The sequence below is a fragment of the Arcobacter sp. 15-2 genome, assembly GCF_047159865.1.
GTDB lineage: Bacteria > Campylobacterota > Campylobacteria > Campylobacterales > Arcobacteraceae > JAIOSF01.
Genome location: NZ_AP038804.1, coordinates 1,606,111 through 1,631,884 on the forward strand (window position 1 = coordinate 1,606,111; position 25,774 = coordinate 1,631,884).

A 25,774-nucleotide genomic window follows, 5' to 3' on the forward strand; every position below is an offset into this window, starting at 1 on the left:
TTATCCTAACTTAGCTTTGAAACTACATTTGAGTAAAAAGGTAAAAAATCTTTTAACTCAAGCTTTGCATCTCTTTGTTTTACTCCCCAAGTAGGTTCGGGGAAATAACTATCCTCTTTAAAACGAGCCTGTATATGAAAATGAACATGTGGACAGTAGTTACCAAATGAAGCAATATTTATTTTATCTGCTTGAAAATAATCAATCATCTCTTTTTCAATAATATCTAAACATCTCCAGATTTCATTTTTTGTTTTTGTATCACAAGAACTAAACTCTTTGATATCTTTTTGCGTAAATATTTTTAGCCAAGGTATCTCGTGTTTTTCAATTTCGATTTTTACTAAATCATTTTGGTAAATAATTAAATCGTCCATCATACAACCATTTTGATATGTTCATGGTCACCTAAAATTTTGTAAAGCTCTTTTCTGTCTTCTTCATCTTCAACAATACAATCCAATGTATAACTTTTGAACTTTCCTTTACTACTTACTTTTGAAGGTTTTACCCCATGTTTTCTATCATCTAAAACCTCTTTGATGATTTTTTTGATGTTTTGTTCGTTTCGTATCACTAATTTATATGTCCAATTACATGGATAATCTAACTCTAATTTATGTTGACTTAAATCTATCATCTTTGAAAATCTCCTGTTTTTCCACCGCTTTTATGTTCAAGTTTTACTTCACTAATTATCATCCCTTTGTCTATAGCTTTTACCATATCATAAATAGTAAGAAGTCCTATAGATACTCCTGTAAGTGCTTCCATCTCTACACCTGTTTTTCCTGCTAGTTTTGTAGTAACTGTAAGCTTAAAACCTGGAAGTTCTGGTAACTCTTCGACATCACAGTTGATGCCACTTAGCAAAAGAGGATGGCACATAGGAATAAGCTCAGGCGTTTTTTTTGTCCCCATGATTGCAGCTATTACTGCTGTTTGAATTACAGGACCTTTTTTGTTTTCATTTGAGATAACATTATTGTATGCTTCATCATTCATAGTGATGATTCCACTTGCAATTGCTACTCGTGTTGTGTTTTCTTTTTCTGATACATCTACCATTTTAGGTCGATTGTTCTCATCTAAATGTGTTAAGTTCATATATAATAGTCCAATAATTTATTTATGTGTATTATACTTCAAGTTACATTAAGACAATTTTATATATAATCCGCTACAAATTTCAGCAATGACATGCCAAGAGCAGTCAAATCTATGCAAGAAAGTGGGTGATGTAGTTATGCCTGGTATTAAAGTAAAAGAGAGTGAATCTTTCGAAGAAGCTTATAGAAGATTTAAAAAACAATGTGATAGAAGTTTAATCGTTACTGAAACAAGAGCAAGAAGATATTTTGAATCTAACCCTGAAAAGAAAAAGAAACAAAAAATTAACGCTCGTAAAAAAATGTTAAAAAAACTTTATATGTTAAGAAGATATGAGTCTAGACTGTAATCTTTACAATATAAAACTTTAAGGATAAAAGAGATATTCTTTCATCCTTAATTTAGCCGAAGAAAATGCGTCTGTGGCTTAACTGGATATAGCACTGGGTTTCGGCCCCGGTGGTTGCGGGTTCGAATCCTGCCAGGCGTACCATTAAAAAGCTCCACATAATTAGTCTTTTGACTTTTTATGTGGAGCTTTTTTATTTCCTGAAAAAATCTATTTGATACCCTAAAAAGAATTTTGAAATTCTTTTTCTTTTTTTCTACAAGATATTCAAACAAGCGGACAAAAAAGAGAAAGTCAAGTGGCAAGAAGTGAAAGGAATATTTCATAATAAAGCGACTTGCCTTTTGAATAGTTTGTAAAAACTTTCAGCACTAGCCTTGATAGAAGTGGAATCAAACATCGTCTTAATCACTATTTTGATATAATGCAAAATACAAAAGCCTATCTTTTAGGCTATATAAACTAATATATTTCAAGGTGTTTTTATGAGCATATTTGCTTTACAATCAATAGCAGGTGGGTTTCTTGATGAGGATTTACAAAATTTCAATAAAAATTTTGATGACTGGTGTGTTCAGTTTGAGAGTTATGATGATGCTATGATTATTTTACAAACTCTTGAAAATAACAAATCTATTGTTATTGTAGAGATAACACCTTTGAGCTATCCTAAATATTTTTTCTCCTCACTTCAAGGGACAGTTTATCTAACACGACAAATAAATGATAAAATAATTTGTACAGTAGAACCCTATATAGGCTCTAGTTTCAAAATCGCTGTATGCGACCTAAAAACAAAAAAAGTCCATTTTACAGCTACAAACTACAAAAGTATTCCAAGTGTAGAAGCTGCTTTTACAAACTTTGGAGTGGTGTGATTCTTTCCCTTTTTTTGAAAATTGTATTATCATTTAAATTTTATCTTTTTTAAATTTAAATCCTATTAACCATTCTAAAATTTTTTCATTATTATTCTCAATCCAATCTTTTGAAACTTTTTCAATACTTTTCCCTTTTTTAATCATTGATAGCATATCTATTAAATCATCATTACTAACATAAAAATTATTTAATAATAGATTTAATTCTTTATGATCTTTGATTAGACTTGTTCTAAAAGCAATTTTTATATTAGTCGTTGGCCAAGAAGTACTTGATTCTAGTGAATTAATATCTTTATTCATCATAATTTTCTTCCATTCATTTTTGTCATGTTTTGTGTTTTTAGCAAAATAAACATTTTTGTCCATAAAAACATCACTTGGATAATAACAGAAAAATAGAGTTGGAACCTTTTTTTCATTATTTCTTTTTAGTAATAATTTCATAACTTCTATATCATAAACATCAAAATTATAATATTTATCAAATCCATATCCTGCAAGTCTTCGTTTTTCAATTTTTGTTGAATCCCAACCATCTGTTCCAATCCATATATTTCCTTTATTATCTCCAGATAAATCAAATAGATGTGCAACCTTTTCTGATAAAAAATCTTTTTCAGAAAATAAATTTTCTCTATCTGTAAAACTAGTATAACAAAGACCTTGATAACCTTCAACTGAAGTTTTCCCTAAAGAAACTGTACCGTATGCATTTACATATCGTCGTATTAATTTTTTATTATTTTCTACCCATAATTCTGGATAGATATCAATCATACCTTTTGTTTCATCCATTTGTTTGAAAGCAACTACACTAGAGATAGGTACAGTAGATGCTTTTAATTCAGTATGTTTATTTATAATATCTTTCAGAATATGAGCTTTTATTTGTGCACTTGGCCAATCAAGCAATGCTATATTTACCTGAATATTTTTTTTATTATCTACCAAACTTAATGGTGAATTTTCAAATAATTGATTTTGTTTTAAGGATGAATAAAAGAATGAATATCCAAAACCCAAAAAAATGATTACAAAAACACTAAAAGTCCAATATGAATAACTTCGTGTTTTTTGAGGTGTAGAGTTTATATCTAAAGTAGTTCTAATTTCATGTTCAAGTTTTGCACTTTCATTTATTATTTCTAAATCTTCATATTTTTCTAAATATTTAACTATACTTTTAACATTCAATGCATGATCATGTCTTATTTGAGTATTTTTATCTCTCTCAATAATAATTAGTAAAAGATATATTATAGATGCAGTAACTATTAATGAAAACAAACCAGAAGAAAGACTTTCAGGTCTAAATACTAAAGAAAAAAAGATATTAGCAGTACCAAGAAAAATTAGAATAATGAATTCTTCGGGTGCTATTCTATCACTTTCCATTGTTTGTAATTTATCTCCAGTTTTGAACAATCTTAATAGGTATTCTCTTATTTCTTTATCTCTTTGTATGGAAGAAAATAACATAGACTGTTTTAGTTTTTCAACTTTTTTTTGTATATTTCTTAAGTGTGAAATATCTCTGAATGCTCTGATAAAACTATGTAAATTTAGAAATGTATATAATCTTATTTCTTGTGCATATAATTTAAAATATTCGCATTTGTCTGTATCAGCAATACGCTCCATAAGAATTGTAACTTGTTCATTAAATTCTACAAGTAAGTCTTCTTTTTCACGATTTAGTGCAGTTGCTCTTTCTAATGCAAAAGTTGCGAGTAATACAAAAAAAATTGTTGAAACGGAAAGTAAACTATAGTAATTATTTATTGGTAAAATAGGTGCAAATAAAATCCAAATACCTATTAAACATATTGATACAAATAAGAAAAGTAATGATGACTTTAATGGATATCGTAACGCCAAAAATATATTTGAGGAAACAATAAGGACTGAGGCTACAGCTTCATATTGATTGATTAATCGTCCTTGCATTAATGCAAGAATAGCTATTGCTCCAACAGGCATCAAATACCATAATGCACCAACTGAAGCACTATCTGCACTAAATACAGATAAGTCATATAATAAACCTCCAATTGCTAAAATAAAAATTCCAACAAATAAGAGTAAGAATAATGTAGAGGTCTCAGGAAAAGCAACTTTTTCACCAGAGATAAACAATATAATTGTTAATATAACTCCAGATATTGTTCTTGCTCCAGCCTCAGTTAACAATCCTCTTCTAAAACTATTAATAGGTATTTGTTGAGAAGTGGATAAGTCACTCCATACATCCATGTTTTTCATACGAAAATAACATGTAATGGCCATGGCAAGTCCACCAAGAGCAGCTAAAAATATAGTATTTATCATTGGGCTATTAAGTAATAAAATATCAGCAAAATCAAGATTGGGTATTGTTAAAATAATAAAACCTGCAAATGCTGCTCCTGTAAAGATATAATCATTGATCGTTATTTTACGCTTTTCTTTTCTTAATTTACTATCAATGATAAAAAAAAGAATTGGCCAAGTTTCAAAAACAAGTATTGCAACCACATCAAACTCTTCCGAAGATTTTAATGCAGTATACAGTAGAAAATGATTTAATACGCTAAATAAACCTGCTAAACCAGTATAGTATGCTACCTTTTTAATATGTGTACTAGAGAGTAGTGAAAGTATTCGAATTTTATCTCTGATAATTAGGACATAAAATGCAACTATAAGAGTTGAAAAGCCACCAATTGAATGAGCAAAAGCAGAAACATACAAAACACTAGAACTATTGAGTAATTGATTTACAAGAGGAGGATAGCTCATCCATAAAAATACAGCTATTAACATTAAGCCAACTGGTTTACTTACCCAGTCCATTAATTTATTCATTTAGTAATACCTTTTAGAAATATAGCAAAAAGATATAGCATACTTTAATGTAAAAGTTTAAATCTTCCAAGTATAAAAATATAATTTTACAATTTATTTGATTATATTTAAATAACTTTAATTATATATTATTTAATTAAAAAATACAATATTTTGATAATTATTTAGATTATATTATAGCTAAAGTTTTGACATATTGTTTATAAAAGAAGCTTAAAATGATATATTTTCTATAGATTGATGATTCAGTTAAACTATACTATACTTTCAAAAAAATTATTAGGATAATCAATGAAATTAATGAAATTTAGTCTTGCTGCTATTATGGCACTAGGTACCTGTTCATACGCTGCAGATTCTGTAGCAGAAGCACTTAAAAATGGAAAAGCTAGCGGAGCTTTACAAGCTGCTTATTGGAGTAGAAACAAAGGTACAGATGCAGAAATTATTAACTTTGGTTTAGATGTTAGTTATGAAACAGCAACTTTTTACAACTTTGGTGCAAAAGCAACATTTCAAACTTCATCTTCTCCATTTATAAATGATGATGCAAGAGAAGTATTTAAAGATGATATGTATGGTTCTGGTTCTCAACTTTCAGAACTATATCTTTCTTATGCTTTAGGAAAAACTACAGCACAAGTAGGTCGAATGTATTTTGGAACACCACTTGTTGCAGGAAGTGGATCTCGTATGAATAGAGAATCATTTGAGGGTGCAATCGTTACAAATTCTGATATTCAAGATACAAAAATCACTATTGGATATGTTCAAAAAATGCAAAATAGAACAGATGGTGAAGGGGATATTGGTAGATTTACTAAAGATTTTACTTGGCAAGGTGAAGTTGCTCATGGTGCATATACAGCAGTTGTAGAAAACTCTTCAATTGAGAATGTTAATTTAACTGTAGCATATCTTGATGCAAAAGACCTTATGGAAGTAGCGTACCTTGAAGCTGTGTATAAAAAAGACAATTTTGCACTAGCATCACAATATTACTATAGCGAAAAAGAGGGTGTTGATAGTACTGATCTATTTGGACTAAAAGGAAATATCTCATTTGGTAAAGCTTCATTTGTAGCTGCATATACAACTACAGGTGACGAGTATGTTCATGCAGGTTTAGGAAATGGTGCTGACTTTGCATACACAGGTTCTCCAATCCTTTCAGATACATATAGTGCAAATAGTGATGCTTATAAAGTTGGTGCAAGTTATGCTGTTATCCCTGCATTGAATGTTGGTGTAAATTATGTTTTTGATGATCGTAAAGATAAAGAGATCTCTTACTCAAGTGCTACAGCTGACTATACATTTAGTGGAGCAGTTGATGGTCTAAATGTAGCTGTTCTTTATGAAGAAGCAGGAAAAGATAGTGATGATAATGAGTTCAGACTCAATGTAACTTATCCTTTTTAGTAGATTGCTGATTCGATATAATATGCTAAACTATGACTAAATTATCTCAAGTTTCGTTTTTTATTTGTTTGGTAGCTATAGAATATCTCGCTATTACAACTACAACTATTGCTGTAGTTGAAAATAGCTGGGATAAACTCAATCATCTTATCGCTTTTTTTGTATTGTATATACTTATTGATAAAGGATTTAAAATATTTACTGCTTTAGCAAAAGTTTGTTTACTGTTTGTTTTTGCTCTACAAATAGAGATTGTGCAATATTTTATCCCAAGTAGATATTTTTCTGTTTTGGATATAGTTGCTGATTGTATTGGTATAGTTATAGCTATAGGAGTTTTGAGTTTTTATGAAAAATATATAAAAGTAAAAGACACTAGTTATCTAAAGAGTTATTGAAGTATATTTACTTTTTTAACTCTTTTTCAATCATAAAAAAATCAACCCCAATAATAGCAATATAAAAAAAGTCTGTATGTTCACCCACTTTAAAATCACAACGAACTAACTCCTCTTGTAATCTAAAATTATCAGATAAAACTTTTTTCAAAGTATCATCAACATTTTCTTGTAAAATTTTTGTATCTTTTAGTGGTTTGAGTATCTCTTTGAATCGTGTTGTAAGTGAATTTAGAGTTTGTTTTTTTGAATCGTAGTGAAGACAAGAGAGTTGAGACAACTCAGTTTTATCTAACTTTGTATCTAGTTTTTTAAAAAAATATGTTAAAAGAACTTCTGTATCTTTTACGGAATCGATATCTAACTTTTTTATTCTCATTTTACTTGCCTTATCTACTTTTTATATGTTTTAAATCTTTCATGACATTGTATCACTTGATTCTGATGTTTTAGTGAGAGTTGAGTATTTTTATAGATACTTGAAACTCTGTTTTGCTATGATACGAAAAAAAGATTTTAAAAGGAATTTTTAAAAGTATGGAAAATATAACAGAGTTAATCACCAATATAATAAACGATGATACTATTATCAAAGCAGTTTTTAGTGGAGTAAGAAACAAGTCTGAAAAAACTTTTACTAAAGTAACTATCAAAAAAGTTATCATAAAAAATGAAGAGAAATATCAGTTTGAGTACTTTTATGATAAAAATGTAGAACATAAAAATCTAAACAAGTCTGAAACAATAGATGAGATGTGTTATCTAACTCAAACATATTTTAAACAAATTGTTATAAATACAATTCAATCAGACTATCAAATTTTAGTGAGTAAAAAAGGTGTGGCAAAAGTTCATAAAAAAGCAGCGACTAGAAAATTTGAAGCACCAACTCATAATAAAAAGAAAAAATATATCTTAAATGAAGGGGAACTCTCACCTTTTTTGATAGAACTAGGTATCATGACACCACAAGGTAAGATAGTAAATGCAAAATATGACAAATTCAAACAGATCAATCGTTACTTAGAGTTGGTTTCTGATTGTATTCCTTATTTGGATAAAAATAAAACTATCAGAATCATCGATTTTGGATGTGGTAAGGCTTACCTTACTTTTGCCTTATATGATTATCTTGTATTAAAAATGGGTTACAATGTAGAGATTGTTGGGCTTGATTTAAAAGAAAATGTTATAAGTTTTTGTTCAGATTTAGCAAAAAAGTTAAAGTTTGAAGATTTACGATTTGAACAAGGTGATATCAAAGGTTTTGATCAGTTTACAAATGTAGATATGGTTATATCTTTACACGCTTGTAATACAGCAACAGATGAAGCCTTGGCAAAAGCTGTGAATTGGGGAGCTAAAGTTATCTTGGCAGTTCCTTGTTGTCAACATGAGTTTTTAAAGAAAATTAAAAATGAAAAAATGATACCAATGATGAAATATGGAATCATAAAAGAGAAACTAGCTTCACTGCTTACAGATAGTGTACGAGCAAATGTTTTGGAGATCATGGGGTATCGCACTCAAGTATTAGAGTTCATAGATATGGAACATACTCCAAAAAATATTATGATACGAGCTTTTTTTGATGATAACTCAAATATAGAAAAAGTGAAAAAAGAGTATGAAGAATTCAAAAGTGAGTGGAATGTAAAACCTTACATAGAAGAAGCTTTTGGAAAAAGTTTAACTGATAAATTAAATAAATAATTTATCAGTTTAGAGTTTATAAAATCCTTATTTTATAAAATTCTTTTCCTATTTTCCTATTTTGTTTGCGATATCTTTGATATCAGTAGCACTTAAACCTTTAACTTGAGCAGTCATAAGACCTTTCATTGGTCCACCATAAGTTCCATTTTGATATCCTAAAAGTGAAGCTTCAATTTCAGCTTTTGTCATATCTTTCATAACTTTACTTTTACCTAAAGCAACTTTTTCACCGTTTGCTCCATGACAGGCAATACATTTTGTGTAAGCATCAGCAGAAGCCATAGTAGACATTAATCCAAGTAATAAACCTATTGATAGTAATTTTTTCATTTTTAATCCTTTATAATTAAATATAACAAATTGTACTAAAATAATATTTAATATTTAATGATTTAAATCAAGATTTATTTAATATTTTAAAAAATTAAATAAAAATAAATTTCTTGACTTATATCAACTAATTTATATAAATAAAATGATATACTGAAATGTTTAAAAAACATATTAAAGGAGAAAAATATGGCACTTTCAAGAAGAGATTTTCTAAAAAGTTCAGCTGCTGCTTCTGCAGCTGCTGCTGTTGGTATGAGTGTACCTAGTAATCTAAGCGCAAATGCTAACGCAGCAGAGTCTGGTTGGCGTTGGGATAAAGCTGCATGTAGATTTTGTGGTACTGGTTGTGGTATTATGATGGCTACAAAAGGTGGTAAAATTGTTGCTGTGAAGGGTGACCCTGCTGCACCTGTAAACAGAGGATTGAACTGTATCAAAGGATATTTCAATGCTAAAATCATGTATGGTGCAGATAGGCTTAAAACTCCACTATTAAGAGTTGATTCAAATGGCAAATTTGACAAAAATGGTAAATTTGCACCAGTATCATGGGAAAGAGCTTTTGATGAGATGGAAGTGCATATTAAAAAAGCCCTAAAAGCTAGTGGTCCTGAAGGTGTTGGTGTATTTGCTTCTGGACAATATACTGTTATGGAAGGGTATGCTGCTCAAAAAATGATGAAAGGTGGATTTAGATCAAATGCTTTTGATCCAAATGCTAGACACTGTATGGCATCCGCTGTTGTTGGGTTTTATCAAACTTTTGGTATCGATGAGCCAAGTGGGTGTTATGATGATATTGAACTTACTGATACTGTTGTATCTTGGGGTTCAAATATGGCAGAGATGCATCCAATTTTATGGTCAAGAGTTACAGATAGAAAACTTTCAGACCCTGAGAATGTAAAAATTATAAATATGTCAACATATAGACATAGAACATCAGATTTAGCTGATATTGAGATTATTTTCACACCAAATACTGACCTTGCTTTATGGAACTACATAGCAAGAGAGATTGTGTATAACTACCCTGAATCTATTGATTGGGATTTTGTAAACAAACATATGGTATTTGCTTCACAACCTGTAAATACAGGATATGGTATGAGAAGAAGTGATGAAAAATCTATACTAGATGGAAAATACACAGATAAAGAGCTGGAAACTATCTCAAAAGAGATGAAAAAAGTTGTTTCTGCTACAGAAGCTCCTGCTTTAGAACCATTTGGTTATAAAGAGGGTGATGTTATGGAGAATGCACCAGCTGGTTTAAAACACTGGGAAATCTCATTTGAAGAGTACAAAAAATTCTTAGATCCATATACAGTTGATTATGTAGCTAAAATATCTAAAGGTAATCCTGATGAAGATATTGAAGAGTTCAAGAAAAAACTTCAAACTTTAGCAAAACTATATGTTGAAAAAGGGAGAAAAGTAGTATCTTTTTGGACTATGGGTATGAACCAACATACAAGAGGAACATGGGTAAATACACTAGCATACAATGTTCACTTTTTACTAAATAAACAAGCAAAACCAGGTTCTGGTGCATTTTCATTGACTGGTCAGCCATCAGCCTGTGGAACAGCAAGAGAAGTTGGAACATTTTGTCATAGACTACCTGCTGATATGATGGTTGCAAATGCAAAACATAGAAAAATTGTAGAAGATGTTTGGAAAGTACCACATGGAACAATCAATCCAAAAGGGCATCAAGATATTATGAGAATTCATAGAGATATTGAAGATGGTACTATGAAATTTGCATGGGTAAATGTATGTAACCCTTACCAAGATACAGCTTCAGCAAAACACTGGATAAAAGCAGCAAGACAGATGGATAACTTTATTGTAACTTCAGATGGATATCCTGGTATCTCTGCAAAAGTTTCTGATCTTATTTTACCATCTGCAATGATTTATGAAAAATGGGGAGCATATGGAAATGCTGAAAGAAGAACTCAACATTGGAGACAACAAGTTTTACCTGTAGGTGATGCAATGTCTGATACTTGGCAATGGGTTGAGCTTTCAAAAAGATTTACAGTTGGTGATTTATGGGGTGAACAAATTTTATTGAGTTCTGGTGGTAAGAAAACACTTCCAGATGTTATCAAAGATGCTCAAAAAATGGGATACACAAAAGATACAACTATGTATGAAATCCTTTTTGCAAATGAAAGTGCAAAAAGTTATAAACTAGATCATAATGATCCTATTCAAAAAGGGTACGATAACTCTGAAGGATTTGGAGATAACAGAAATGTAGTTGGTAGTGATGGAAAAGTATTTAATGGGTATGGATTCTTTATTCAAAAATATTTATTTGAAGAGTATGCATATTTTGGTAGAGGTCATGCACATGATTTAGCTGACTTTGATACATATCATCGAGTAAGAGGACTTAAATGGCCAGTTGTTGATGGGAAAGAAACTCAATGGAGATTTAATACTAAATACGATCCTTATGCTAAAAAATATGGAAAAGCAACAGATAGTAAAGATTTTGCATTTTACGGAACATTGGCAAAAGCTTTAGCTCAAGGTAACTTAACTGCTATCACAGATAAAACAAAAAAATCTTTAAAAAATAAAGCGAAAATTTTTGCAAGACCATATATGGATCCTCCTGAAGTGCCAGATACAGAATATCCTGTTTGGTTAAGTACAGGAAGAGTACTAGAACATTGGCATAGTGGAACAATGACTATGCGAGTTCCTGAACTTTATAGAGCAGTACCAGAAGCATTATGTTATATGCATCCATCAGATGCTAAAAACTATGATGTAAAACAAGGTGGACTTTGTTGGGTAGAATCACGAAGAGGTAGAGTAAAAGCTAGAGTTGAAACTAGAGGGAGAAACCGACCTTCAAGAGGTTTAGTATTTGTTCCTTGGTTTGATGAAAAAGTATTCATAAATAAAGTTTGTGCAGATTATACTTGTCCTCAATCAAAACAAACTGACTTTAAAAAGTGTGCAGTAAAAATTTATAAAGCATAGATCTATAGGCAATTGGTTTTATAGACTAGTTGCCTAACTAAAATAGAAATAGAGAAAAAAAGATGAAAGAAACAATGAGTGAACGGAGAAAATTCTTTTTAACAATTGCACGAGCAACAGGAGTTGCTGCATTAGGTGGATTGGTATGGAGTGCTTATGTAGACGAAATCACAGCAAATGCACTTATTTTACGACCACCAGGGGCATTGGATGAAGAGGATTTTTTAAAAACTTGTATCAAATGTGGTATGTGTGTAGAAGCATGTCCATTTGATACACTCATGTTAGCAGCACCAGGGGATAATAAACCAATAGGAACTCCATATTTTACACCAAGAGATGTTCCTTGTTATATGTGTACAGATATTCCATGTGTTCCTGTATGTCCCACAGATGCTTTAGATATTAAAAAAGTAAGTAACTCTAATGATGAACTTGATATAAATACAGCAGAGATGGGAACAGCGGTTATAGATACAAAAAACTGTATAGCATTTTGGGGTATTCAGTGTGATGCCTGTTATAGAGCTTGTCCATTATTGGATGTTGCTATAAAAATAGAGTATGAAAAAAATTCAAGAACAGGAAAGCATGCTTTTTTAAAACCTGTTGTAGATAGTGATTTTTGTACTGGATGTGGTCTTTGTGAGAGAGCTTGTGTGACTGAAAAAGCTTCTATTTTTGTATTACCAAAAGAGATAGCTTTAGGTAAAGCTGGAGATTATTATATCAAAGGTTGGGATAAAAATGATGAAAAACGACTTGAAAATGCTACAAGTAGAAGAACAACAACAGAGATAAGTAAAGAAAGTGCTGTAGATTCATTAAACGATATGGGAGGACTTTTAGATGATTAAAAATAAATATTTGATTTTGAGAAGAGTTACTCAAATAAGTTTGATGTTTTTATACTTTGGGGCAAATGCTTGGGGTTGGTCATTTATCACTGGAAATTTAAGTTCCTCTTTGATTATGGGAACTATTCCTATGAGTGATCCGTATGCTGTTTTACAAATGTTTGCAGCAGGAGCTATTATAGCATCCAATGTACTTTTGGGAGCTGTTATAGCTGTGCTATTTTATGCCATTGTTGGTGGTCGTGCATTTTGTTCTTGGGTTTGTCCTGTAAATATCATCACAGATAGTGCAAACTATTTAAGAAGAAAATTGGGATTTAATCAAGTACAAAAAAGACAACCTGCAACTAGAAGTATGAGATATTGGGTGATTATGATTAGTTTGATTATCTCAGTTGGTTTTGGTGTAACGGCTTTTGAGTTTATCTCGCCTATATCGATGGTACATAGAGGACTAGTTTTTGGTATGGGTTTTGGCTGGGCAGCTGTAGTTGTACTCTTTTTATTTGATCTTTTTGTTTTAAAAAATGGTTGGTGTGGTCATATTTGCCCATTAGGTGGATTTTATTCTATTGTTGGAAAATATAGTCTTATACGAGTAAAACACCAAGAGGAAAAGTGTACATTGTGCATGAAGTGTAAAGAGGTTTGTCCTGAAAATCAAGTATTGTTCATGGTTGGTAAATCAACGGAACAAGTTTTGAGTGGCGAGTGTACAAATTGTGCTAGATGTATAGAAGTTTGTGATGATGATGCTTTAAATTTCTCAATACGAGAATTAGCAAATCAAAAAACTAAGGAGAAGTGATGAAAACAATTGTAAAAATTAGTCTAAGTGTTGTTGTTGGGTCTGTTATATTTTTTACAGGATGTAATAATACACCAGAAAAAAATACTGAAATAAAAACAGCAAAACTAGTAAGTGAAGAGTCATTGGGGTTACGAAAAGTTGATTTGTACAATGAAAATACAGTAACACCAGATGAAACAAAATATAGTAAAGAGTATGCAGGAAGTGGTCATCTTATTAAAAGAGCATTTCAAGATGCACCGCCAATGATACCTCATGATACAGAAGGGATGTTACCAATTACAATTGACAACAACCAATGTGTAGGGTGTCATACCCCAGGTGTAGCAGAGAGTATGAATGCAACTCCAATTCCAAAATCGCACTTTACAAATTTTAGACCACATCATAAATTTGATGGGAAAAAATTTGAAAAAAGTATCGACAATATGAAAAATGAGATAGCTATTCAAGAGAAAGATGTTTTAGTAAATGCTCGATTTAATTGTAGTCAATGTCATGCACCACAAAGTGAAGGACAGCTAGTTGAAAATACATTTAATGCTGAATTTACAAGCAAAGATGGTGCAACAAAATCAAGCTGGAGTGGGTCTAAACTTACAGAAGGTTTAGATACAATACTTGGTGAATAACCATGGATAGAAGAGAACTTTTTGGTTCTCTTTTTTCTTCAAAAGAAAAAGAGAAAAAACAAAGTGTAGTAAGACCTCCATATTTTGTAGATGAGGATTCTTTTCTTAAAGAGTGTATAGAATGTGATGGTATTTGTAGCACTTTTTGTGAAGAGAACATTATCGTAATACAAGAGAACAAAACACCAAAGTTGGAGTTTAGTAAAAGTGGCTGTACCTATTGTGATGAGTGTGCAAAAGCTTGCCCTAGCGATGTTTTAAAAGTTGAATATAAAAAAAATATACCACAAAAAATTGAGATAGATATACTCAAATGTATGAGTTGGCATGATACTATGTGTTTTTCATGTAAAGACCCATGTTTAGAAGATGCAATAGAGTTTTTGGGTATGTTTAGACCAAGTATTGTGGATGATAAATGTACTTCATGTGGATTTTGCATCAGTAGATGTCCAACACAAGCAATAATTATAAAGGATTAAAAGATGGCAGTAAAATTTACATCGTATGTGGATGAAAATAGTGAAGGAGATTGGTTTATAGAACTTACAGATACTTTAGAAGAAACAACAGTAATATGTAAAGATTTAGATCAGTACAAAGAAAATATTGAAACTTTAGGAAGTAAATATGCAAATGATATTGAAGTTGTGTGGACAAAGTCAAAAACACTATCACCAAAAAACTATCAAGAGTTAAGTGATAAAATGGCAGAACTCCAAAAAGAATATCAAGACGAGATCGATAAGATAAATGCTTAAAAACATATTATTACTATTACTAGTAAGTAACCTTTTTGCTTTAGAAAATTTAGTTCCAGCAAAGAGCTTTGAAGCTACAGGTACAGTACAAAGTATCGTACATACTCAAAATAAACTCTATGCAGGAACTGATAATGGTACAGTAGAAGTTTTTGATATAGTATCAAATGATAAAATACAAACTATAAAATTACCCAATATAAAAGATTTTATGGGTGATGAGATCGCTGCTAAAATTTATTCTATTGATATTATTGAAGATAAAATATTGATAGTTTCTCAAGGGATGAAAGGGTATAGAAATATATTTTTGTATACCAATAATAGTTTAGTAAAAATAATAGATATAAATCAAAAGATGTTTATACAAAAAGCAAGTTTTGTTTCGTCTGATTTTATTTTATTTGGATTGTTAAGTAATCAAATTGGACTTTATAATATTGCGACACAAAAGCAGATTTATTTAAAGCAAGTAAGTCATTCATCATTTTCGCACTTCATGCTCAATGAAAATAAAACAAAATTTGCAACAACAGATGAGAGTGGGAAAGTACGCATTTTAGATGTAAACACAGCAAAGCAATTAGAAGTACCAAAAGCAAAAAATTTAGATAAAGTGTACCAACTTGACTATAAAAAAGGTGTGGTGTTAACAGCTGGACAAGATAGAAAAGCTGTAGTATATAAGAACTCTTCATCATATAGTTTAGGTTTTGATTTTTTACTTTATGCTTGTGCTTTAAGTCCAAATGCAAAGATAGGAGCTGTTGCGTACAATGAACAAAATGAAGTTTTAATTTTTGACATCAAAACACAAAAGTATTTGTATACTCTAAGTGCTCAAGAGGCAACACTAACACAAATATTATTTATCAATGAAAAAGAGTTGTTTGTAAGTAGTGATAGTCAAATAATAAATTATTATAAATTACAGTAAGGAGTAAATTATGAATATATCAAGTATAGTAGTCCAAACATTACCAAAGTATCTAGATGAGGTTGTACAGAATTTGAAGAGTTGTGAAGTGTGTGATTATCATATGCATGATGAAAAAGGGCGAATTATCATCACTATTGAAGGTGAGGGTGTACAAGAGGAGCTTGAAAAACTCAGAGTAATAGAAAATATTCCTCATGTAGTTGCAGCTGATATGCAAATGGCATATAGTGAAGATGAACTTGACCAACATATAGAAGTACTGAACAATGCTGATGCTGTTCCAAAAATGTTAAATGATGATGACATCGATTTAGATAAAGTGATTTATCGAGGTGACCTCAAAAAGAAAGATTTAGAGGGCTTTGCTGCTGATTTTGACAAGATAGACTAATCATACAAAAAGGAAAAATCATGGAATATAATGAAAGTGAATTTTTAATCGAAACACTCGTTCCTCAAGATGAGTTGATCATCTCTCGAACCGATTTAAAAGGAAATATAACTTATGCAAATGATACATTTGCTCAGATTTCAGGATACAAGATGGGTGAACTTATAGGAAAACCACATAATGTGGTAAGACACCCAGATATGCCAAAGTGTGTTTTTAAAGAGATTTGGGATACTCTTCAGGAAAAAAAACAATGGAAAGGTATCGTTAAAAATCTTCGGAAAGATACTGGATATTATTGGGTTCATGCTACTATTAGTGGAGTGTATAAAGACAATGAACTAGTAGAATACAAATCGATACGAACCCCTATAACTTATGAAGAAAAACTCAAATACCAAAAACTTTATGATGAGCATAGAAATAGAGATAAAGAAAATATAAGAAGTATCATATACAACTAAAAGTATAGCCCTAAAATACCTATCAAATCAAACTTTAGGTAAAATATATCCTAATAAATACAAGGATATATAGGTATGGGTGAAGAACAGAAGAAAAGATTAGAACAACAACTTTGGAATATAGCAAACGAACTTAGAGGTAAGATGGATGCTGATGAGTTTCGTGACTATATTCTAGGGTTTATCTTTTACAAATACTTATCTGAAAAAATAGAAAACTTCGCCAATGACTTACTAAAAGGTGATGGTATCAAATTTACTCAACTTGATTGTTCGAACAATGAAGAGCATAAAGAGATGTTTGAAAATATCAAAGAAGATAGTATAGAACAACTTGGATACTTTCTCAAACCTACGGAACTCTTTTCTGCAATGGCAGAAAAAGGGAACTCTGAGGCAAATAATTTTATACTAGAAGACTTAACAGAAGTACTTAGACATATAGAACAATCAACAATGGGTCATGAGAGTGAAGATGATTTTGAAGGGTTATTTGATGACTTGGATTTGACATCTAAAAAATTAGGAAACACAGAAGTTGCTAAAAATACTCTTATATCTAAGGTACTCGCACACTTAAACAAAATAGATTTTGAACTCAAAAACAACGATAGAGATGTTTTAGGGGATGCGTATGAGTACTTAATAGCTCAGTTTGCTAGTGGAGCTGGTAAAAAAGCAGGGGAGTTTTACACACCTCAAGAGGTCTCACAAATATTAGCAAAAATAGTAACAAACAAAAAAACAAAACTCCGATCTGTATATGACCCAACTTGTGGTTCAGGTTCATTGCTTTTGCGAGTTGCTAAAGAAGTAGAAAATGTATCTAGCTTTTACGGACAAGAACTAAACAGAACTACTTTTAACCTTGCACGAATGAATATGATTATGCATGATGTACACTATAGAAAGTTTGATATCAAACAAGAAGATACTCTTGAACAGCCACAGCATACAGATGAAAGATTTGAAGCGATAGTTGCAAATCCTCCTTTTTCTGCTCAATGGTCAGCAAATCCACTTCTCTTAAGTGATGATAGATTTTCTCAATATGGAAAACTAGCACCCAAATCAAAAGCAGATTTTGCCTTTGTACAACATATGATTCATCATCTTGATGATAATGGTACTATGGCTATTGTATTACCTCATGGGGTATTATTTAGAGGAGCTGCAGAAGGTCATATCAGAAAGTATCTGTGTGAGGATAGAAACTATTTAGATGCAGTTATAGGATTGCCTTCAAATATCTTTTATGGTACTTCTATACCTACTTGTATATTGGTATTTAAAAAATGTAGAGAAGATAGTGAAAATGTACTTTTTATAGATGCTTCAAATCATTTTCTTAAAGCTAAAAATCAAAATTATCTTAGAAGTGAAGATATAGAAAAAATAGTATCTACTTATAGAGATAGAAAGGTTGAAGATAAGTATTCATATCTAGCACCCTTGAGTGAGCTAAAAGAAAATGACTATAACTTAAATATCCCAAGGTATGTAGATACCTTTGAAGAGGAAGAGCCTGTTGATTTAGATGAAGTATCAAAAGAGTTAAAACAACTTGATATGGATATGAAAACTACTGATGAAACTATCGCTAACTTTTGTAGAGAACTCAATATCTCTACGCCGTTTTAGTAGGGACTAATATGAATATAGAAATACAAGAATATAAAGAGTTTATAAAAACAATAAAATCAAAGATACAATCCTCTCAAATAAAAGCTAGTATCAAAGTAAATGAAGAACTGTTAAAGCTTTATTGGGATATAGCTTTTATGATAATTGAAAAACAAAAAGATTCATCTTGGGGTGATGGTTTTTTAAATAAGTTAAGTACTGATTTAAAAAAAGAGTTTCCAAATATGAAAGGTTTTTCATATAGAAATTTAAGAGCGATTAAACAATGGTATATATTTTGGCAACAAGTTGTTGCCAAAAGTAGTAAGGAAATTGGGCAACAAGTTGTTGCCAAAATTTTTATGATACCATGGGGACATAATATTTTTATAGTAAGTAAGTCAAACTCTATAGAAGAAGCACTATTTTATATAAATTTAACTATTCAAAATAACTACTCAAGAGCTATGTTAAAAAATGAAATAGATAAAAATATATATGAAAGACAGGGAAAATCTATAACAAATTTTGAAGTAAAGCTTCCAGAGGTTCATTCTGCTTTAGCTGTAGAAACACTTAAAAATCCTTACAATTTTGACTTCACTCAGATGAGAGAAGATTATGATGAAAAAGAACTTGAGGATGCTTTAGTAGATAATATCACAAGCTTTTTAGTAGAATTAGGGCAAGGCTTTGCTTATCTTGGAAGACAATATAAGCTAATAGTAGATGGTAGTGAGTTTAAAATTGATTTACTTTTTTATCATGTAAAGCTTCATAGTTATGTAGTTATTGAGTTAAAAACTGTTGATTTTAAGCCTGAATTTGTAGGGAAACTAAATTTTTATATCTCTGCAGTGGATGGGGAACTAAAGTCAAAAGAGGATAACCCAACTATAGGGATACTAATATGTAAGTCAAAAAACGATACTGTAGTAGAGTACTCACTCAAAGATATAAACAAGCCTATGGGAGTAAGTGAATATGAGCTAACCCATGTACTACCTAAAAATCTAAAATCATCACTTCCAACAATAGAAGAGATAGAAAATGAACTAGGAATGATGGATGAGTAAAATACCTAAATTAAGATTTAAAGAATTTAGTGGGGATTGGGAAGAAAAAAAATTAGAGCTACTTTGTGCAAAAATAAGTGACGGTATTCATAGTACACCAGTTTATGATGAAAATGGTGAATATTATTTTGTAAATGGTAATAACCTAAAAAACAGCACTATAATTTTAGATGAAAAAACTAAAAGAGTTTCAAAAGATGAATATAAAAAACATTATAGAGAACTAAATACTAATACAATATTAATGTCGATTAATGGCACTATAGGAAATATTGCATTTTATAATAATGAAAAAGTAATGCTTGGAAAAAGTGCTTGTTACATGAATATAAATGATTCACTTACAAATAAATTTTTTATAAGTAATCAACTTTCTCATAATAAAATACAATATTTTTACTCTTCTGAATTAACGGGTTCAACAATAAAAAACCTTTCATTAAAAACTATCAAAAATACACCTATTAAGTTGCCTTCAAAACAAGAACAAGAAAAAATAGCTTCTTTTTTAACTTCTGTTGATACAAAAATAGAACAACTTGTCAGCAAAAAAACCTTACTAAAAGAATATAAAAAAGGTGTGATGCAAAAGATATTTAATCAAGAGATTAGATTTAAGGATGATGATGGGAGTGATTTTTGTGATTGGGAAGAGAAGAAGTTAGATGAAATTGTTAAAAGATATGATAATTTGAGAGTGCCCATATCCTCATCTAATAGAAGTAGTGGAAATACACCTTATTATGGGGCTAATGGAATACAAGACTATGTTCAAGGATTTACACATGAAGGAGAGTTTATATTAGTTGCAGAGGATGGGGCAAATGATTTAAGGAATTATCCTATTAAATATGTAAATGGTAAAATTTGGGTAAATAATCATGCTCATGTTCTTCAAGCAAAAAGAGATATTGCAAACAATAGGTTTTTAGAATATTCATTTTCTAAAATAAATATAGAACCCTTTTTAGTTGGTGGTGGTCGTACTAAATTAAATGCTAATATAATGATGAAAATAAATACTTTATTACCTTGTATTGAAGAACAAATAAAAATAGCAAACTTTTTATCTTCAATAGATAGAAAAATTGAGAAAACTCAAAAACAATTAAAACAAACAAAAGAGTTTAAAAAAGCATTATTGCAGACAATGTTTGTGTAGATTATGGTAAAATAAAATATAAAGGAATAATATTATGAGTAAAAATCCATTAGATAAAAAAGAGTTAGAAAAGATTATAAAAACAACTCAAAATATTGAGGGCTATAAAGAACCTACTAAAGAACTAGTAGCAAAAGTAAAAACTTTAAGAGAAAAATATGGCATCAAAGTACAAAAACGAAACTAGTTCTATTTTTGAAAAAATAGTATGCGATGGATTAAATAAATGAGCAAACAAAGTGAAGCAGTACTAGAAGAAAACCTTTTAAAACAACTTGAAACATTAGAATATGAAAGAGTTGTGATACAAGATGATAGAGCATTAGAAGAGAACTTAAAAACTCGACTTGAAAAGCATAATAAAACTACTATTTCTGATACTGAGTTTAAAAGAGTTTTAAATCATCTGAATAAAGGTAATGTATTTGAAAAAGCTAAAATATTAAGAGATAAGTTTAATTTACAAAGAGATGATGGAACTAACAACTATATAGAGTTTTTAGATAGTGAACATTGGTGTCAAAATCTTTTTCAAGTAACTTCACAAGTTACAGTAGAGGGAAAATATCAAAATAGATATGATGTAACTATCCTTATCAATGGTTTACCATTAGTACAAATTGAACTCAAAAGAAGAGGTGGAGAACTCAAAGAAGCTTTTAATCAAATCAACAGATACCAAAAACACTCATACAATGCAAACAATGCCCTTTTTAGATATGTGCAAATCTTTGTTATAAGTAATGGTGTAAATACAAAATACTACTCAAACAATGAAAGACAATCATTCGAGCAAACATTTTATTGGGCAGATAAAGAAAATAAAAACATAGAAAACTTAGATGAGTTTACAGATACTTTTCTACAAAGATGTCATATATCAAAAATGATATGCAAATATATCGTACTGGCTCAAAGTAAAAAGATACTTATGGTTCTAAGACCTTATCAGTTTTATGCAGTTGAATCTATCATAGATAAAGTAAACAACTCAAATGACAACGGTTATATTTGGCATACAACAGGAAGTGGTAAAACACTCACTTCATTTAAAGCATCTCAAATACTTATGAAACTACCAAAAGTGCACAAAGTAGTATTTGTAGTTGATAGAAAAGATTTAGACTACCAAACAACAGCCGAATTCAATAGTTTTTCTGATGGAAGCGTTGATGGTACAAACAACACAAAAGCACTCGTAAAACAGTTTAGTGATGATACGAAACTAATAGTAACTACAATACAAAAACTAAATACAGCCATAACAAAAAACAAATACTTAGAATCTATGAAAAAACTCAAAGATAAACATATAGTATTTATCTTTGATGAGTGTCATAGAAGTCAGTTTGGAGATACTCATAAGGCTATAGTGAAGTTTTTTTCAAATCATCAAATGATAGGATTTACAGGTACTCCCATATTAAAAGAAAATGCTACAGGACTACAAACTACCGAAACTCTTTTTGGTAAATCTCTTCATAAGTATGTGATAACCGATGCAATTGCAGATAAAAATGTACTGAAATTTTCTATAGAGTATATAGGAAGATATAAAGAGAAAGAGGGCAAAGAGAGCTATATAGATACAGATGTAGAAGATATAGATATAAAAGAGTTAGAAGATAGTACCCAAAGAATAGAAAAAATAGTAGACTTTATCATAAAAAATCATGATAGAAAAACACATAGTCGTGAATTTACAGCTATGATGTGTGTAAGTAGTGTAGATACACTTATAAAATATTATGATATATTTAAAAGTCGTAAAGATGAAAATAAACACAATCTAAAAATAGCCACTATATTTTCTTATGGAGCAAATGAAGAGAGTCGTGATGCAAATAGTGAAGAAGATGGCAATAGTGATGAACCACTCACTCCACATAGTAGAGAAAAGTTAGAACAATATGTAGAAGACTATAATAAAATGTTCACATCAAGTGAAACTATAAAAGATAGTCAAGGATTCTATAACTACTATAACAGCATAGCAAAAAGAGTAAAAGAAAAAGAGATAGATATACTTCTAGTTGTAAATATGTTTTTAACAGGATTTGATAGTCCAAAACTAAATACTCTTTATGTAGATAAAAATCTAAAATATCATGGACTTATACAAGCATTTTCAAGAACAAATAGACTACTTAATGAAAGAAAATCACAAGGAAATATAGTATGTTTTAGAAAACTAAAACCTAGCACAGATGAAGCGATACAACTTTTTTCAAATAAAGAAGCTATAGGTGTGATCACTATGGAACCTTATGAAGACTATATCGTAAACTTTGATGCTATTTATGAAAGGCTTATAGAGTTAGTTCCCACTGTAGATGAGGTCAATGCGTTAAGAAATCAAGGTGATGAATATGTTTTAGAATTTGTACAAATCTTTAGAGAAATAATGCGTACTAAAAATATACTTGAATGTTTCGCTGATTTTAAATGGTCTGATTTAAAAATGGGAGAACAAGAGTTTAACGACTATCTTTCTAAATATCTTGATATCAAACCTACAAAAACACCAAATGATAAAGAAAAAACATCTATTTTAGATGATGTAGATTTTGAGCTTGAACTTATCCATAAAGATGAGATCAATGTATCGTATATCTTACAACTTTTAGGTGAGATAAAAGATGAAAAAGATGAAGAGAAAGTTAAAAAACAAAAAGAGAATATTTCAAATATCTTAAATAACAATCCACACTTGCGAAGTAAAAGAGAACTCATAGAACAGTTTATAAATGAAAACTTACTCCAAATTAAAAATAGTGAAGATATAGAAGAGGAGTTTGAAAAGTTTTGGGATGAGCAAAAAGAGAAAGCTTTTGAAAAGTTATGTAAAGAGGAAAATCTAAAAAATGATGAGGTGAAAAAAGTAGTAGACACCTATATTTATGAACAAAGAAAACCTTTAGCAAATGATGTAGCAAAAACTTTCAAAGAAAACTATACTTACCTAAAAAGAAAAAAAATAGTTCAAAGAGTGCTCGATAAAATTGTAGAGTTTGTTGATAAGTTTTTCGAAGGTGGATTTGAAGTCAAACAAAATACAAATAGAACAGACTACAAACCAACTATAGAAGTACTCAAAGTAGCCCAACAAAAACCAACATACTCAAATTCTTAAAATTATTTCGTCATTTTTAAAAGAAGATTTTTCATAGTTTGTTTCTCCTCTTCATTTAAAGCAGAAAAACATTTTTCCTCAAAATCGAGGATATCTTTGAGTACTTTATCGTTCACCTCTATACCTAGTTTTGTTAACTGTACAAGTTTACTTCTTTTATCGTATTTGTTATCTAGTCTTCTGATATATTTTTTCTCTTCGAGTTTTTTTAGAACTTTGGTTATCGCACCACCTGTGAAGAGTAGTTTTTGGTGCAACTGCTTGGGACTTAAGATATAGTCCTTATCTCCTAGTATTTTAAGTGAGCTTAAAACATCAACTTCACTATGGTTTATCCTATATTTCTCCTCTTCTAGTTGACATATACCTTGGTTCATCTGTTTGTAAAAAGTATAAAAAGGTATGGTGACATTTAATATCTCATTAAAAGTTTCTGGCGATTGGGTTTTGTTTTTTTCTATTATTATTTCTAGTTCATCTATATCCATAAAGTCAGTATATTGAAAAGTTATTTAATGTTCTATTAATATTCTTCTATTTTAAAAGTATTTTACTAGTAAAGTATAATTTAAGATTTTCAATGTTACTATTCAATTTTAAAGGAATACTAATGAATAATCAAATAGAAAAGTTACTAAACAGAGGTATAATAACAAACATCCTTCCAAGCAAAGAAGAGTTTATAAATAGACTTAACAGCAAAAAACAAAAGTTTTATATTGGTGCTGATGCTACAAGTGATAGCTTACATTTAAGCCATGCAAAAAATTATCAGCTGTTAGAAGAGTTTAGACAATTAGGGCATGAAGTTGTTGTTTTATTTGGTGATTTTACTGCAAGAATTGGGGATCCCACAGATAAAAATAGTACTCGTACAAAATTAACAAAACAAGAGGTTCAAAAAAATGTATCATGTTGGTTAGAACAGATTCAACCCTTGTTGGATTTCAATGACCCAATCAATCCTGCAAAAATAGCATATAATTCAGAATGGTTAAGTAAATTGAATTTTGAAGATATTTTAGAACTAGCAAGTAACTTTACTGTTGGGCAATTATTAGAAAGAGATATGTTTACAAAAAGAATAAATCAAGACAAACCTATCTTTATGCATGAGTTTATGTACCCAATGATGCAAGGATATGATAGTGTAGCAATGGATGTGGATGTTGAATTATGTGGTAATGATCAGACATTTAATGCACTAGTAGGGAGAAAACTACAAAAAACAATCAACCAAAAAGATAAATTTGTTGTAACTGTAAACCTCATGGAAAATCCTCTTACAGGTGAGTTGATGTCAAAAAGTAGGGGTACGGGTATATTTTTAAAGTTTGATGCTTATGATATGTTTGGTTCGTTAATGGCACAACCAGATGAGATGATAAAAGTATTTCTTATAAATAATACAAGAGTAGAGCTATCAGAGGTTGAGGAGATAGTGCGTTTACACCCAAGAGATGCAAAAATAAAAATGGCTTTTGAGGTCACTAAAATCATGAAAGGTGAAGAGCAAGCATCAAAAGCCAAAGAGAGATTTATAAATCAATTCCAAAAAAAGAAAGTCCTTGAAGAAGATATGGTAAATGTTATTATAGAAGAAAAGCAAATGGGATTATTTGAACTAATAAGAAAGCTTTTGGATAACTCTTTTAGCAACAGTGATATTTTAAGACTTATAAAGCAAAATGCAATCACAGTAAACAACCTAAAACAAACAGATAAAAACATAATCATCTCCACAGAAAATATAGTTGTCAAAGTAGGAAAAAGGAAATATTTTAAAATAAACTAGTTTGAGTAAAGATTCGTGTCTTTTACTTGTATATAACACTTTATAATTTATATTTATATTTGTATTA

Annotated in this window: 27 protein-coding genes and 1 tRNA gene; 21 read left to right on the forward strand and 7 right to left on the reverse strand. The window is 30.1% G+C overall.

Going from position 1 to position 25,774, the window contains the following annotated elements; genetic code table 11:
- Nucleotides 1–5: 5 nt before the first annotated feature.
- Genes ACMCMH_RS08460 through moaC form a run of 3 tightly spaced genes read right to left on the reverse strand, consistent with a single transcriptional unit; the run spans nucleotide 6 to nucleotide 1,107 of the window.
- Nucleotides 6–377 (reverse strand): HIT domain-containing protein, encoded by a 372-nt coding sequence (locus tag ACMCMH_RS08460; RefSeq protein WP_412724546.1) that lies wholly within the window; start codon nucleotides 375–377, stop codon nucleotides 6–8.
- Entirely contained in the window at nucleotides 377–640 is a 264-nt protein-coding gene (locus ACMCMH_RS08465) for a YbeD family protein (RefSeq protein ID WP_412724548.1), read from the reverse strand. Before ACMCMH_RS08465 ends, ACMCMH_RS08460 begins: the two co-directional genes overlap by 1 nt.
- Nucleotides 637–1,107: a cyclic pyranopterin monophosphate synthase MoaC gene (gene moaC, locus ACMCMH_RS08470; protein ID WP_412724550.1), complete on the reverse strand. Its 471-nt coding sequence runs from the start codon at nucleotides 1,105–1,107 to the stop codon at nucleotides 637–639. Before moaC ends, ACMCMH_RS08465 begins: the two co-directional genes overlap by 4 nt.
- A gap of 139 nt (nucleotides 1,108–1,246) precedes the next feature.
- Between moaC and rpsU the strand changes: the two genes are divergently transcribed.
- The 3 genes from rpsU to ACMCMH_RS08485 all read left to right on the forward strand — a co-directional run bounded on the left by rpsU (nucleotide 1,247) and on the right by ACMCMH_RS08485 (nucleotide 2,337).
- Nucleotides 1,247–1,459, forward strand: coding sequence for a 30S ribosomal protein S21 (gene rpsU / locus ACMCMH_RS08475; RefSeq protein WP_412728015.1), 213 nt, complete (start codon nucleotides 1,247–1,249; stop codon nucleotides 1,457–1,459).
- A 67-nt stretch (nucleotides 1,460–1,526) separates the two neighbouring features.
- Nucleotides 1,527–1,603, forward strand: a tRNA-Arg gene (locus ACMCMH_RS08480).
- A gap of 341 nt (nucleotides 1,604–1,944) precedes the next feature.
- Entirely contained in the window at nucleotides 1,945–2,337 is a 393-nt protein-coding gene (locus ACMCMH_RS08485) for a hypothetical protein (protein WP_412724552.1), read from the forward strand.
- Between the two features lie 33 nt (nucleotides 2,338–2,370).
- Here the strand turns inward: ACMCMH_RS08485 and ACMCMH_RS08490 are convergent, their stop codons facing one another.
- The gene (locus ACMCMH_RS08490; protein WP_412724554.1) at nucleotides 2,371–5,187 is read right to left on the reverse strand and encodes a glycine betaine ABC transporter substrate-binding protein; all 2,817 of its coding nucleotides are present in this window, start codon (nucleotides 5,185–5,187) and stop codon (nucleotides 2,371–2,373) included.
- 291 nt (nucleotides 5,188–5,478) lie between these two features.
- Here ACMCMH_RS08490 and ACMCMH_RS08495 point away from each other — a divergent pair, with 291 nt between their 5' ends.
- On the forward strand, nucleotides 5,479–6,609 hold the full coding sequence (locus ACMCMH_RS08495) for an OprD family outer membrane porin (protein WP_412724556.1): 1,131 nt from the start codon (nucleotides 5,479–5,481) through the stop codon (nucleotides 6,607–6,609).
- 32 nt (nucleotides 6,610–6,641) lie between these two features.
- Complete coding sequence (locus ACMCMH_RS08500; protein ID WP_412724558.1) at nucleotides 6,642–7,007, forward strand: VanZ family protein; 366 nt, start codon at nucleotides 6,642–6,644, stop codon at nucleotides 7,005–7,007.
- A gap of 7 nt (nucleotides 7,008–7,014) precedes the next feature.
- Here the strand turns inward: ACMCMH_RS08500 and ACMCMH_RS08505 are convergent, their stop codons facing one another.
- The gene (locus ACMCMH_RS08505) at nucleotides 7,015–7,386 is read right to left on the reverse strand and encodes a hypothetical protein (protein ID WP_412724560.1); all 372 of its coding nucleotides are present in this window, start codon (nucleotides 7,384–7,386) and stop codon (nucleotides 7,015–7,017) included.
- Between the two features lie 158 nt (nucleotides 7,387–7,544).
- Between ACMCMH_RS08505 and ACMCMH_RS08510 the strand changes: the two genes are divergently transcribed.
- Nucleotides 7,545–8,720, forward strand: a complete 1,176-nt coding sequence (locus tag ACMCMH_RS08510; protein ID WP_412724562.1) for a class I SAM-dependent methyltransferase — start codon at nucleotides 7,545–7,547, stop codon at nucleotides 8,718–8,720.
- A 48-nt stretch (nucleotides 8,721–8,768) separates the two neighbouring features.
- Here the strand turns inward: ACMCMH_RS08510 and ACMCMH_RS08515 are convergent, their stop codons facing one another.
- Entirely contained in the window at nucleotides 8,769–9,053 is a 285-nt protein-coding gene (locus ACMCMH_RS08515) for a c-type cytochrome (RefSeq protein ID WP_412724564.1), read from the reverse strand.
- Between the two features lie 189 nt (nucleotides 9,054–9,242).
- Between ACMCMH_RS08515 and napA the strand changes: the two genes are divergently transcribed.
- From napA to ACMCMH_RS08585, 14 genes are all read left to right on the forward strand, one after another.
- Nucleotides 9,243–12,062, forward strand: coding sequence for a nitrate reductase catalytic subunit NapA (gene napA / locus ACMCMH_RS08520; protein ID WP_412724566.1), 2,820 nt, complete (start codon nucleotides 9,243–9,245; stop codon nucleotides 12,060–12,062).
- A 62-nt stretch (nucleotides 12,063–12,124) separates the two neighbouring features.
- Nucleotides 12,125–12,919, forward strand: a complete 795-nt coding sequence (gene napG / locus ACMCMH_RS08525) for a ferredoxin-type protein NapG (RefSeq protein ID WP_412724568.1) — start codon at nucleotides 12,125–12,127, stop codon at nucleotides 12,917–12,919.
- Nucleotides 12,912–13,727, forward strand: a complete 816-nt coding sequence (gene napH, locus ACMCMH_RS08530) for a quinol dehydrogenase ferredoxin subunit NapH (RefSeq protein WP_412724570.1) — start codon at nucleotides 12,912–12,914, stop codon at nucleotides 13,725–13,727. The genes napG and napH overlap by 8 nt, the downstream gene beginning before the upstream one ends.
- Nucleotides 13,727–14,362 (forward strand): nitrate reductase cytochrome c-type subunit, encoded by a 636-nt coding sequence (locus ACMCMH_RS08535; RefSeq protein ID WP_412724572.1) that lies wholly within the window; start codon nucleotides 13,727–13,729, stop codon nucleotides 14,360–14,362. Before napH ends, ACMCMH_RS08535 begins: the two co-directional genes overlap by 1 nt.
- Nucleotides 14,363–14,364: 2 nt before the next feature.
- Complete coding sequence (locus ACMCMH_RS08540; protein WP_412724574.1) at nucleotides 14,365–14,844, forward strand: ferredoxin-type protein NapF; 480 nt, start codon at nucleotides 14,365–14,367, stop codon at nucleotides 14,842–14,844.
- A gap of 3 nt (nucleotides 14,845–14,847) precedes the next feature.
- Entirely contained in the window at nucleotides 14,848–15,123 is a 276-nt protein-coding gene (locus ACMCMH_RS08545; protein ID WP_412724576.1) for a hypothetical protein, read from the forward strand.
- Nucleotides 15,116–16,060, forward strand: coding sequence for a WD40 repeat domain-containing protein (locus ACMCMH_RS08550; protein ID WP_412724578.1), 945 nt, complete (start codon nucleotides 15,116–15,118; stop codon nucleotides 16,058–16,060). The genes ACMCMH_RS08545 and ACMCMH_RS08550 overlap by 8 nt, the downstream gene beginning before the upstream one ends.
- 10 nt (nucleotides 16,061–16,070) lie before the next feature.
- Nucleotides 16,071–16,454: a chaperone NapD gene (locus ACMCMH_RS08555; RefSeq protein WP_412724580.1), complete on the forward strand. Its 384-nt coding sequence runs from the start codon at nucleotides 16,071–16,073 to the stop codon at nucleotides 16,452–16,454.
- Between the two features lie 20 nt (nucleotides 16,455–16,474).
- Nucleotides 16,475–16,918 (forward strand): PAS domain-containing protein, encoded by a 444-nt coding sequence (locus ACMCMH_RS08560; RefSeq protein ID WP_412724582.1) that lies wholly within the window; start codon nucleotides 16,475–16,477, stop codon nucleotides 16,916–16,918.
- Nucleotides 16,919–16,993: 75 nt separating this feature from the next.
- Nucleotides 16,994–18,559: a type I restriction-modification system subunit M gene (locus tag ACMCMH_RS08565; RefSeq protein WP_412724584.1), complete on the forward strand. Its 1,566-nt coding sequence runs from the start codon at nucleotides 16,994–16,996 to the stop codon at nucleotides 18,557–18,559.
- Between the two features lie 11 nt (nucleotides 18,560–18,570).
- Complete coding sequence (locus ACMCMH_RS08570) at nucleotides 18,571–19,617, forward strand: PDDEXK nuclease domain-containing protein (RefSeq protein WP_412724586.1); 1,047 nt, start codon at nucleotides 18,571–18,573, stop codon at nucleotides 19,615–19,617.
- Entirely contained in the window at nucleotides 19,610–20,779 is a 1,170-nt protein-coding gene (locus ACMCMH_RS08575) for a restriction endonuclease subunit S (RefSeq protein ID WP_412724588.1), read from the forward strand. Before ACMCMH_RS08570 ends, ACMCMH_RS08575 begins: the two co-directional genes overlap by 8 nt.
- 34 nt (nucleotides 20,780–20,813) lie before the next feature.
- Entirely contained in the window at nucleotides 20,814–20,966 is a 153-nt protein-coding gene (locus ACMCMH_RS08580; protein ID WP_412724590.1) for a hypothetical protein, read from the forward strand.
- A 39-nt stretch (nucleotides 20,967–21,005) separates the two neighbouring features.
- Nucleotides 21,006–23,912 (forward strand): type I restriction endonuclease subunit R, encoded by a 2,907-nt coding sequence (locus tag ACMCMH_RS08585; protein WP_412724592.1) that lies wholly within the window; start codon nucleotides 21,006–21,008, stop codon nucleotides 23,910–23,912.
- Nucleotides 23,913–23,914: 2 nt separating this feature from the next.
- Here ACMCMH_RS08585 and ACMCMH_RS08590 read toward each other — a convergent pair whose 3' ends face one another.
- On the reverse strand, nucleotides 23,915–24,400 hold the full coding sequence (locus ACMCMH_RS08590; protein ID WP_412724594.1) for a MarR family winged helix-turn-helix transcriptional regulator: 486 nt from the start codon (nucleotides 24,398–24,400) through the stop codon (nucleotides 23,915–23,917).
- Nucleotides 24,401–24,522: 122 nt separating this feature from the next.
- Between ACMCMH_RS08590 and tyrS the strand changes: the two genes are divergently transcribed.
- On the forward strand, nucleotides 24,523–25,707 hold the full coding sequence (gene tyrS, locus ACMCMH_RS08595) for a tyrosine--tRNA ligase (protein ID WP_412724596.1): 1,185 nt from the start codon (nucleotides 24,523–24,525) through the stop codon (nucleotides 25,705–25,707).
- The last annotated feature ends 67 nt before the right edge of the window (nucleotides 25,708–25,774 follow it).

Excerpts from the sequence above, each read along its gene's own strand:
- ACMCMH_RS08460 (WP_412724546.1), bottom strand. The coding sequence starts at position 377 with ATGGACGATTTAATTATTTACCAAAATGATTTAGTAAAAATCGAAATT.
- ACMCMH_RS08465 (WP_412724548.1), bottom strand. The coding sequence starts at position 640 with ATGATAGATTTAAGTCAACATAAATTAGAGTTAGATTATCCATGTAAT.
- moaC (WP_412724550.1), bottom strand. The coding sequence starts at position 1,107 with ATGAACTTAACACATTTAGATGAGAACAATCGACCTAAAATGGTAGAT.
- rpsU (WP_412728015.1), top strand. The coding sequence starts at position 1,247 with ATGCCTGGTATTAAAGTAAAAGAGAGTGAATCTTTCGAAGAAGCTTAT.
- ACMCMH_RS08485 (WP_412724552.1), top strand. The coding sequence starts at position 1,945 with ATGAGCATATTTGCTTTACAATCAATAGCAGGTGGGTTTCTTGATGAG.
- ACMCMH_RS08490 (WP_412724554.1), bottom strand. The coding sequence starts at position 5,187 with ATGAATAAATTAATGGACTGGGTAAGTAAACCAGTTGGCTTAATGTTA.
- ACMCMH_RS08495 (WP_412724556.1), top strand. The coding sequence starts at position 5,479 with ATGAAATTAATGAAATTTAGTCTTGCTGCTATTATGGCACTAGGTACC.
- ACMCMH_RS08500 (WP_412724558.1), top strand. The coding sequence starts at position 6,642 with ATGACTAAATTATCTCAAGTTTCGTTTTTTATTTGTTTGGTAGCTATA.
- ACMCMH_RS08505 (WP_412724560.1), bottom strand. The coding sequence starts at position 7,386 with ATGAGAATAAAAAAGTTAGATATCGATTCCGTAAAAGATACAGAAGTT.
- ACMCMH_RS08510 (WP_412724562.1), top strand. The coding sequence starts at position 7,545 with ATGGAAAATATAACAGAGTTAATCACCAATATAATAAACGATGATACT.
- ACMCMH_RS08515 (WP_412724564.1), bottom strand. The coding sequence starts at position 9,053 with ATGAAAAAATTACTATCAATAGGTTTATTACTTGGATTAATGTCTACT.
- napA (WP_412724566.1), top strand. The coding sequence starts at position 9,243 with ATGGCACTTTCAAGAAGAGATTTTCTAAAAAGTTCAGCTGCTGCTTCT.
- napG (WP_412724568.1), top strand. The coding sequence starts at position 12,125 with ATGAAAGAAACAATGAGTGAACGGAGAAAATTCTTTTTAACAATTGCA.
- napH (WP_412724570.1), top strand. The coding sequence starts at position 12,912 with ATGATTAAAAATAAATATTTGATTTTGAGAAGAGTTACTCAAATAAGT.
- ACMCMH_RS08535 (WP_412724572.1), top strand. The coding sequence starts at position 13,727 with ATGAAAACAATTGTAAAAATTAGTCTAAGTGTTGTTGTTGGGTCTGTT.
- ACMCMH_RS08540 (WP_412724574.1), top strand. The coding sequence starts at position 14,365 with ATGGATAGAAGAGAACTTTTTGGTTCTCTTTTTTCTTCAAAAGAAAAA.
- ACMCMH_RS08545 (WP_412724576.1), top strand. The coding sequence starts at position 14,848 with ATGGCAGTAAAATTTACATCGTATGTGGATGAAAATAGTGAAGGAGAT.
- ACMCMH_RS08550 (WP_412724578.1), top strand. The coding sequence starts at position 15,116 with ATGCTTAAAAACATATTATTACTATTACTAGTAAGTAACCTTTTTGCT.
- ACMCMH_RS08555 (WP_412724580.1), top strand. The coding sequence starts at position 16,071 with ATGAATATATCAAGTATAGTAGTCCAAACATTACCAAAGTATCTAGAT.
- ACMCMH_RS08560 (WP_412724582.1), top strand. The coding sequence starts at position 16,475 with ATGGAATATAATGAAAGTGAATTTTTAATCGAAACACTCGTTCCTCAA.
- ACMCMH_RS08565 (WP_412724584.1), top strand. The coding sequence starts at position 16,994 with ATGGGTGAAGAACAGAAGAAAAGATTAGAACAACAACTTTGGAATATA.
- ACMCMH_RS08570 (WP_412724586.1), top strand. The coding sequence starts at position 18,571 with ATGAATATAGAAATACAAGAATATAAAGAGTTTATAAAAACAATAAAA.
- ACMCMH_RS08575 (WP_412724588.1), top strand. The coding sequence starts at position 19,610 with ATGAGTAAAATACCTAAATTAAGATTTAAAGAATTTAGTGGGGATTGG.
- ACMCMH_RS08580 (WP_412724590.1), top strand. The coding sequence starts at position 20,814 with ATGAGTAAAAATCCATTAGATAAAAAAGAGTTAGAAAAGATTATAAAA.
- ACMCMH_RS08585 (WP_412724592.1), top strand. The coding sequence starts at position 21,006 with ATGAGCAAACAAAGTGAAGCAGTACTAGAAGAAAACCTTTTAAAACAA.
- ACMCMH_RS08590 (WP_412724594.1), bottom strand. The coding sequence starts at position 24,400 with ATGGATATAGATGAACTAGAAATAATAATAGAAAAAAACAAAACCCAA.
- tyrS (WP_412724596.1), top strand. The coding sequence starts at position 24,523 with ATGAATAATCAAATAGAAAAGTTACTAAACAGAGGTATAATAACAAAC.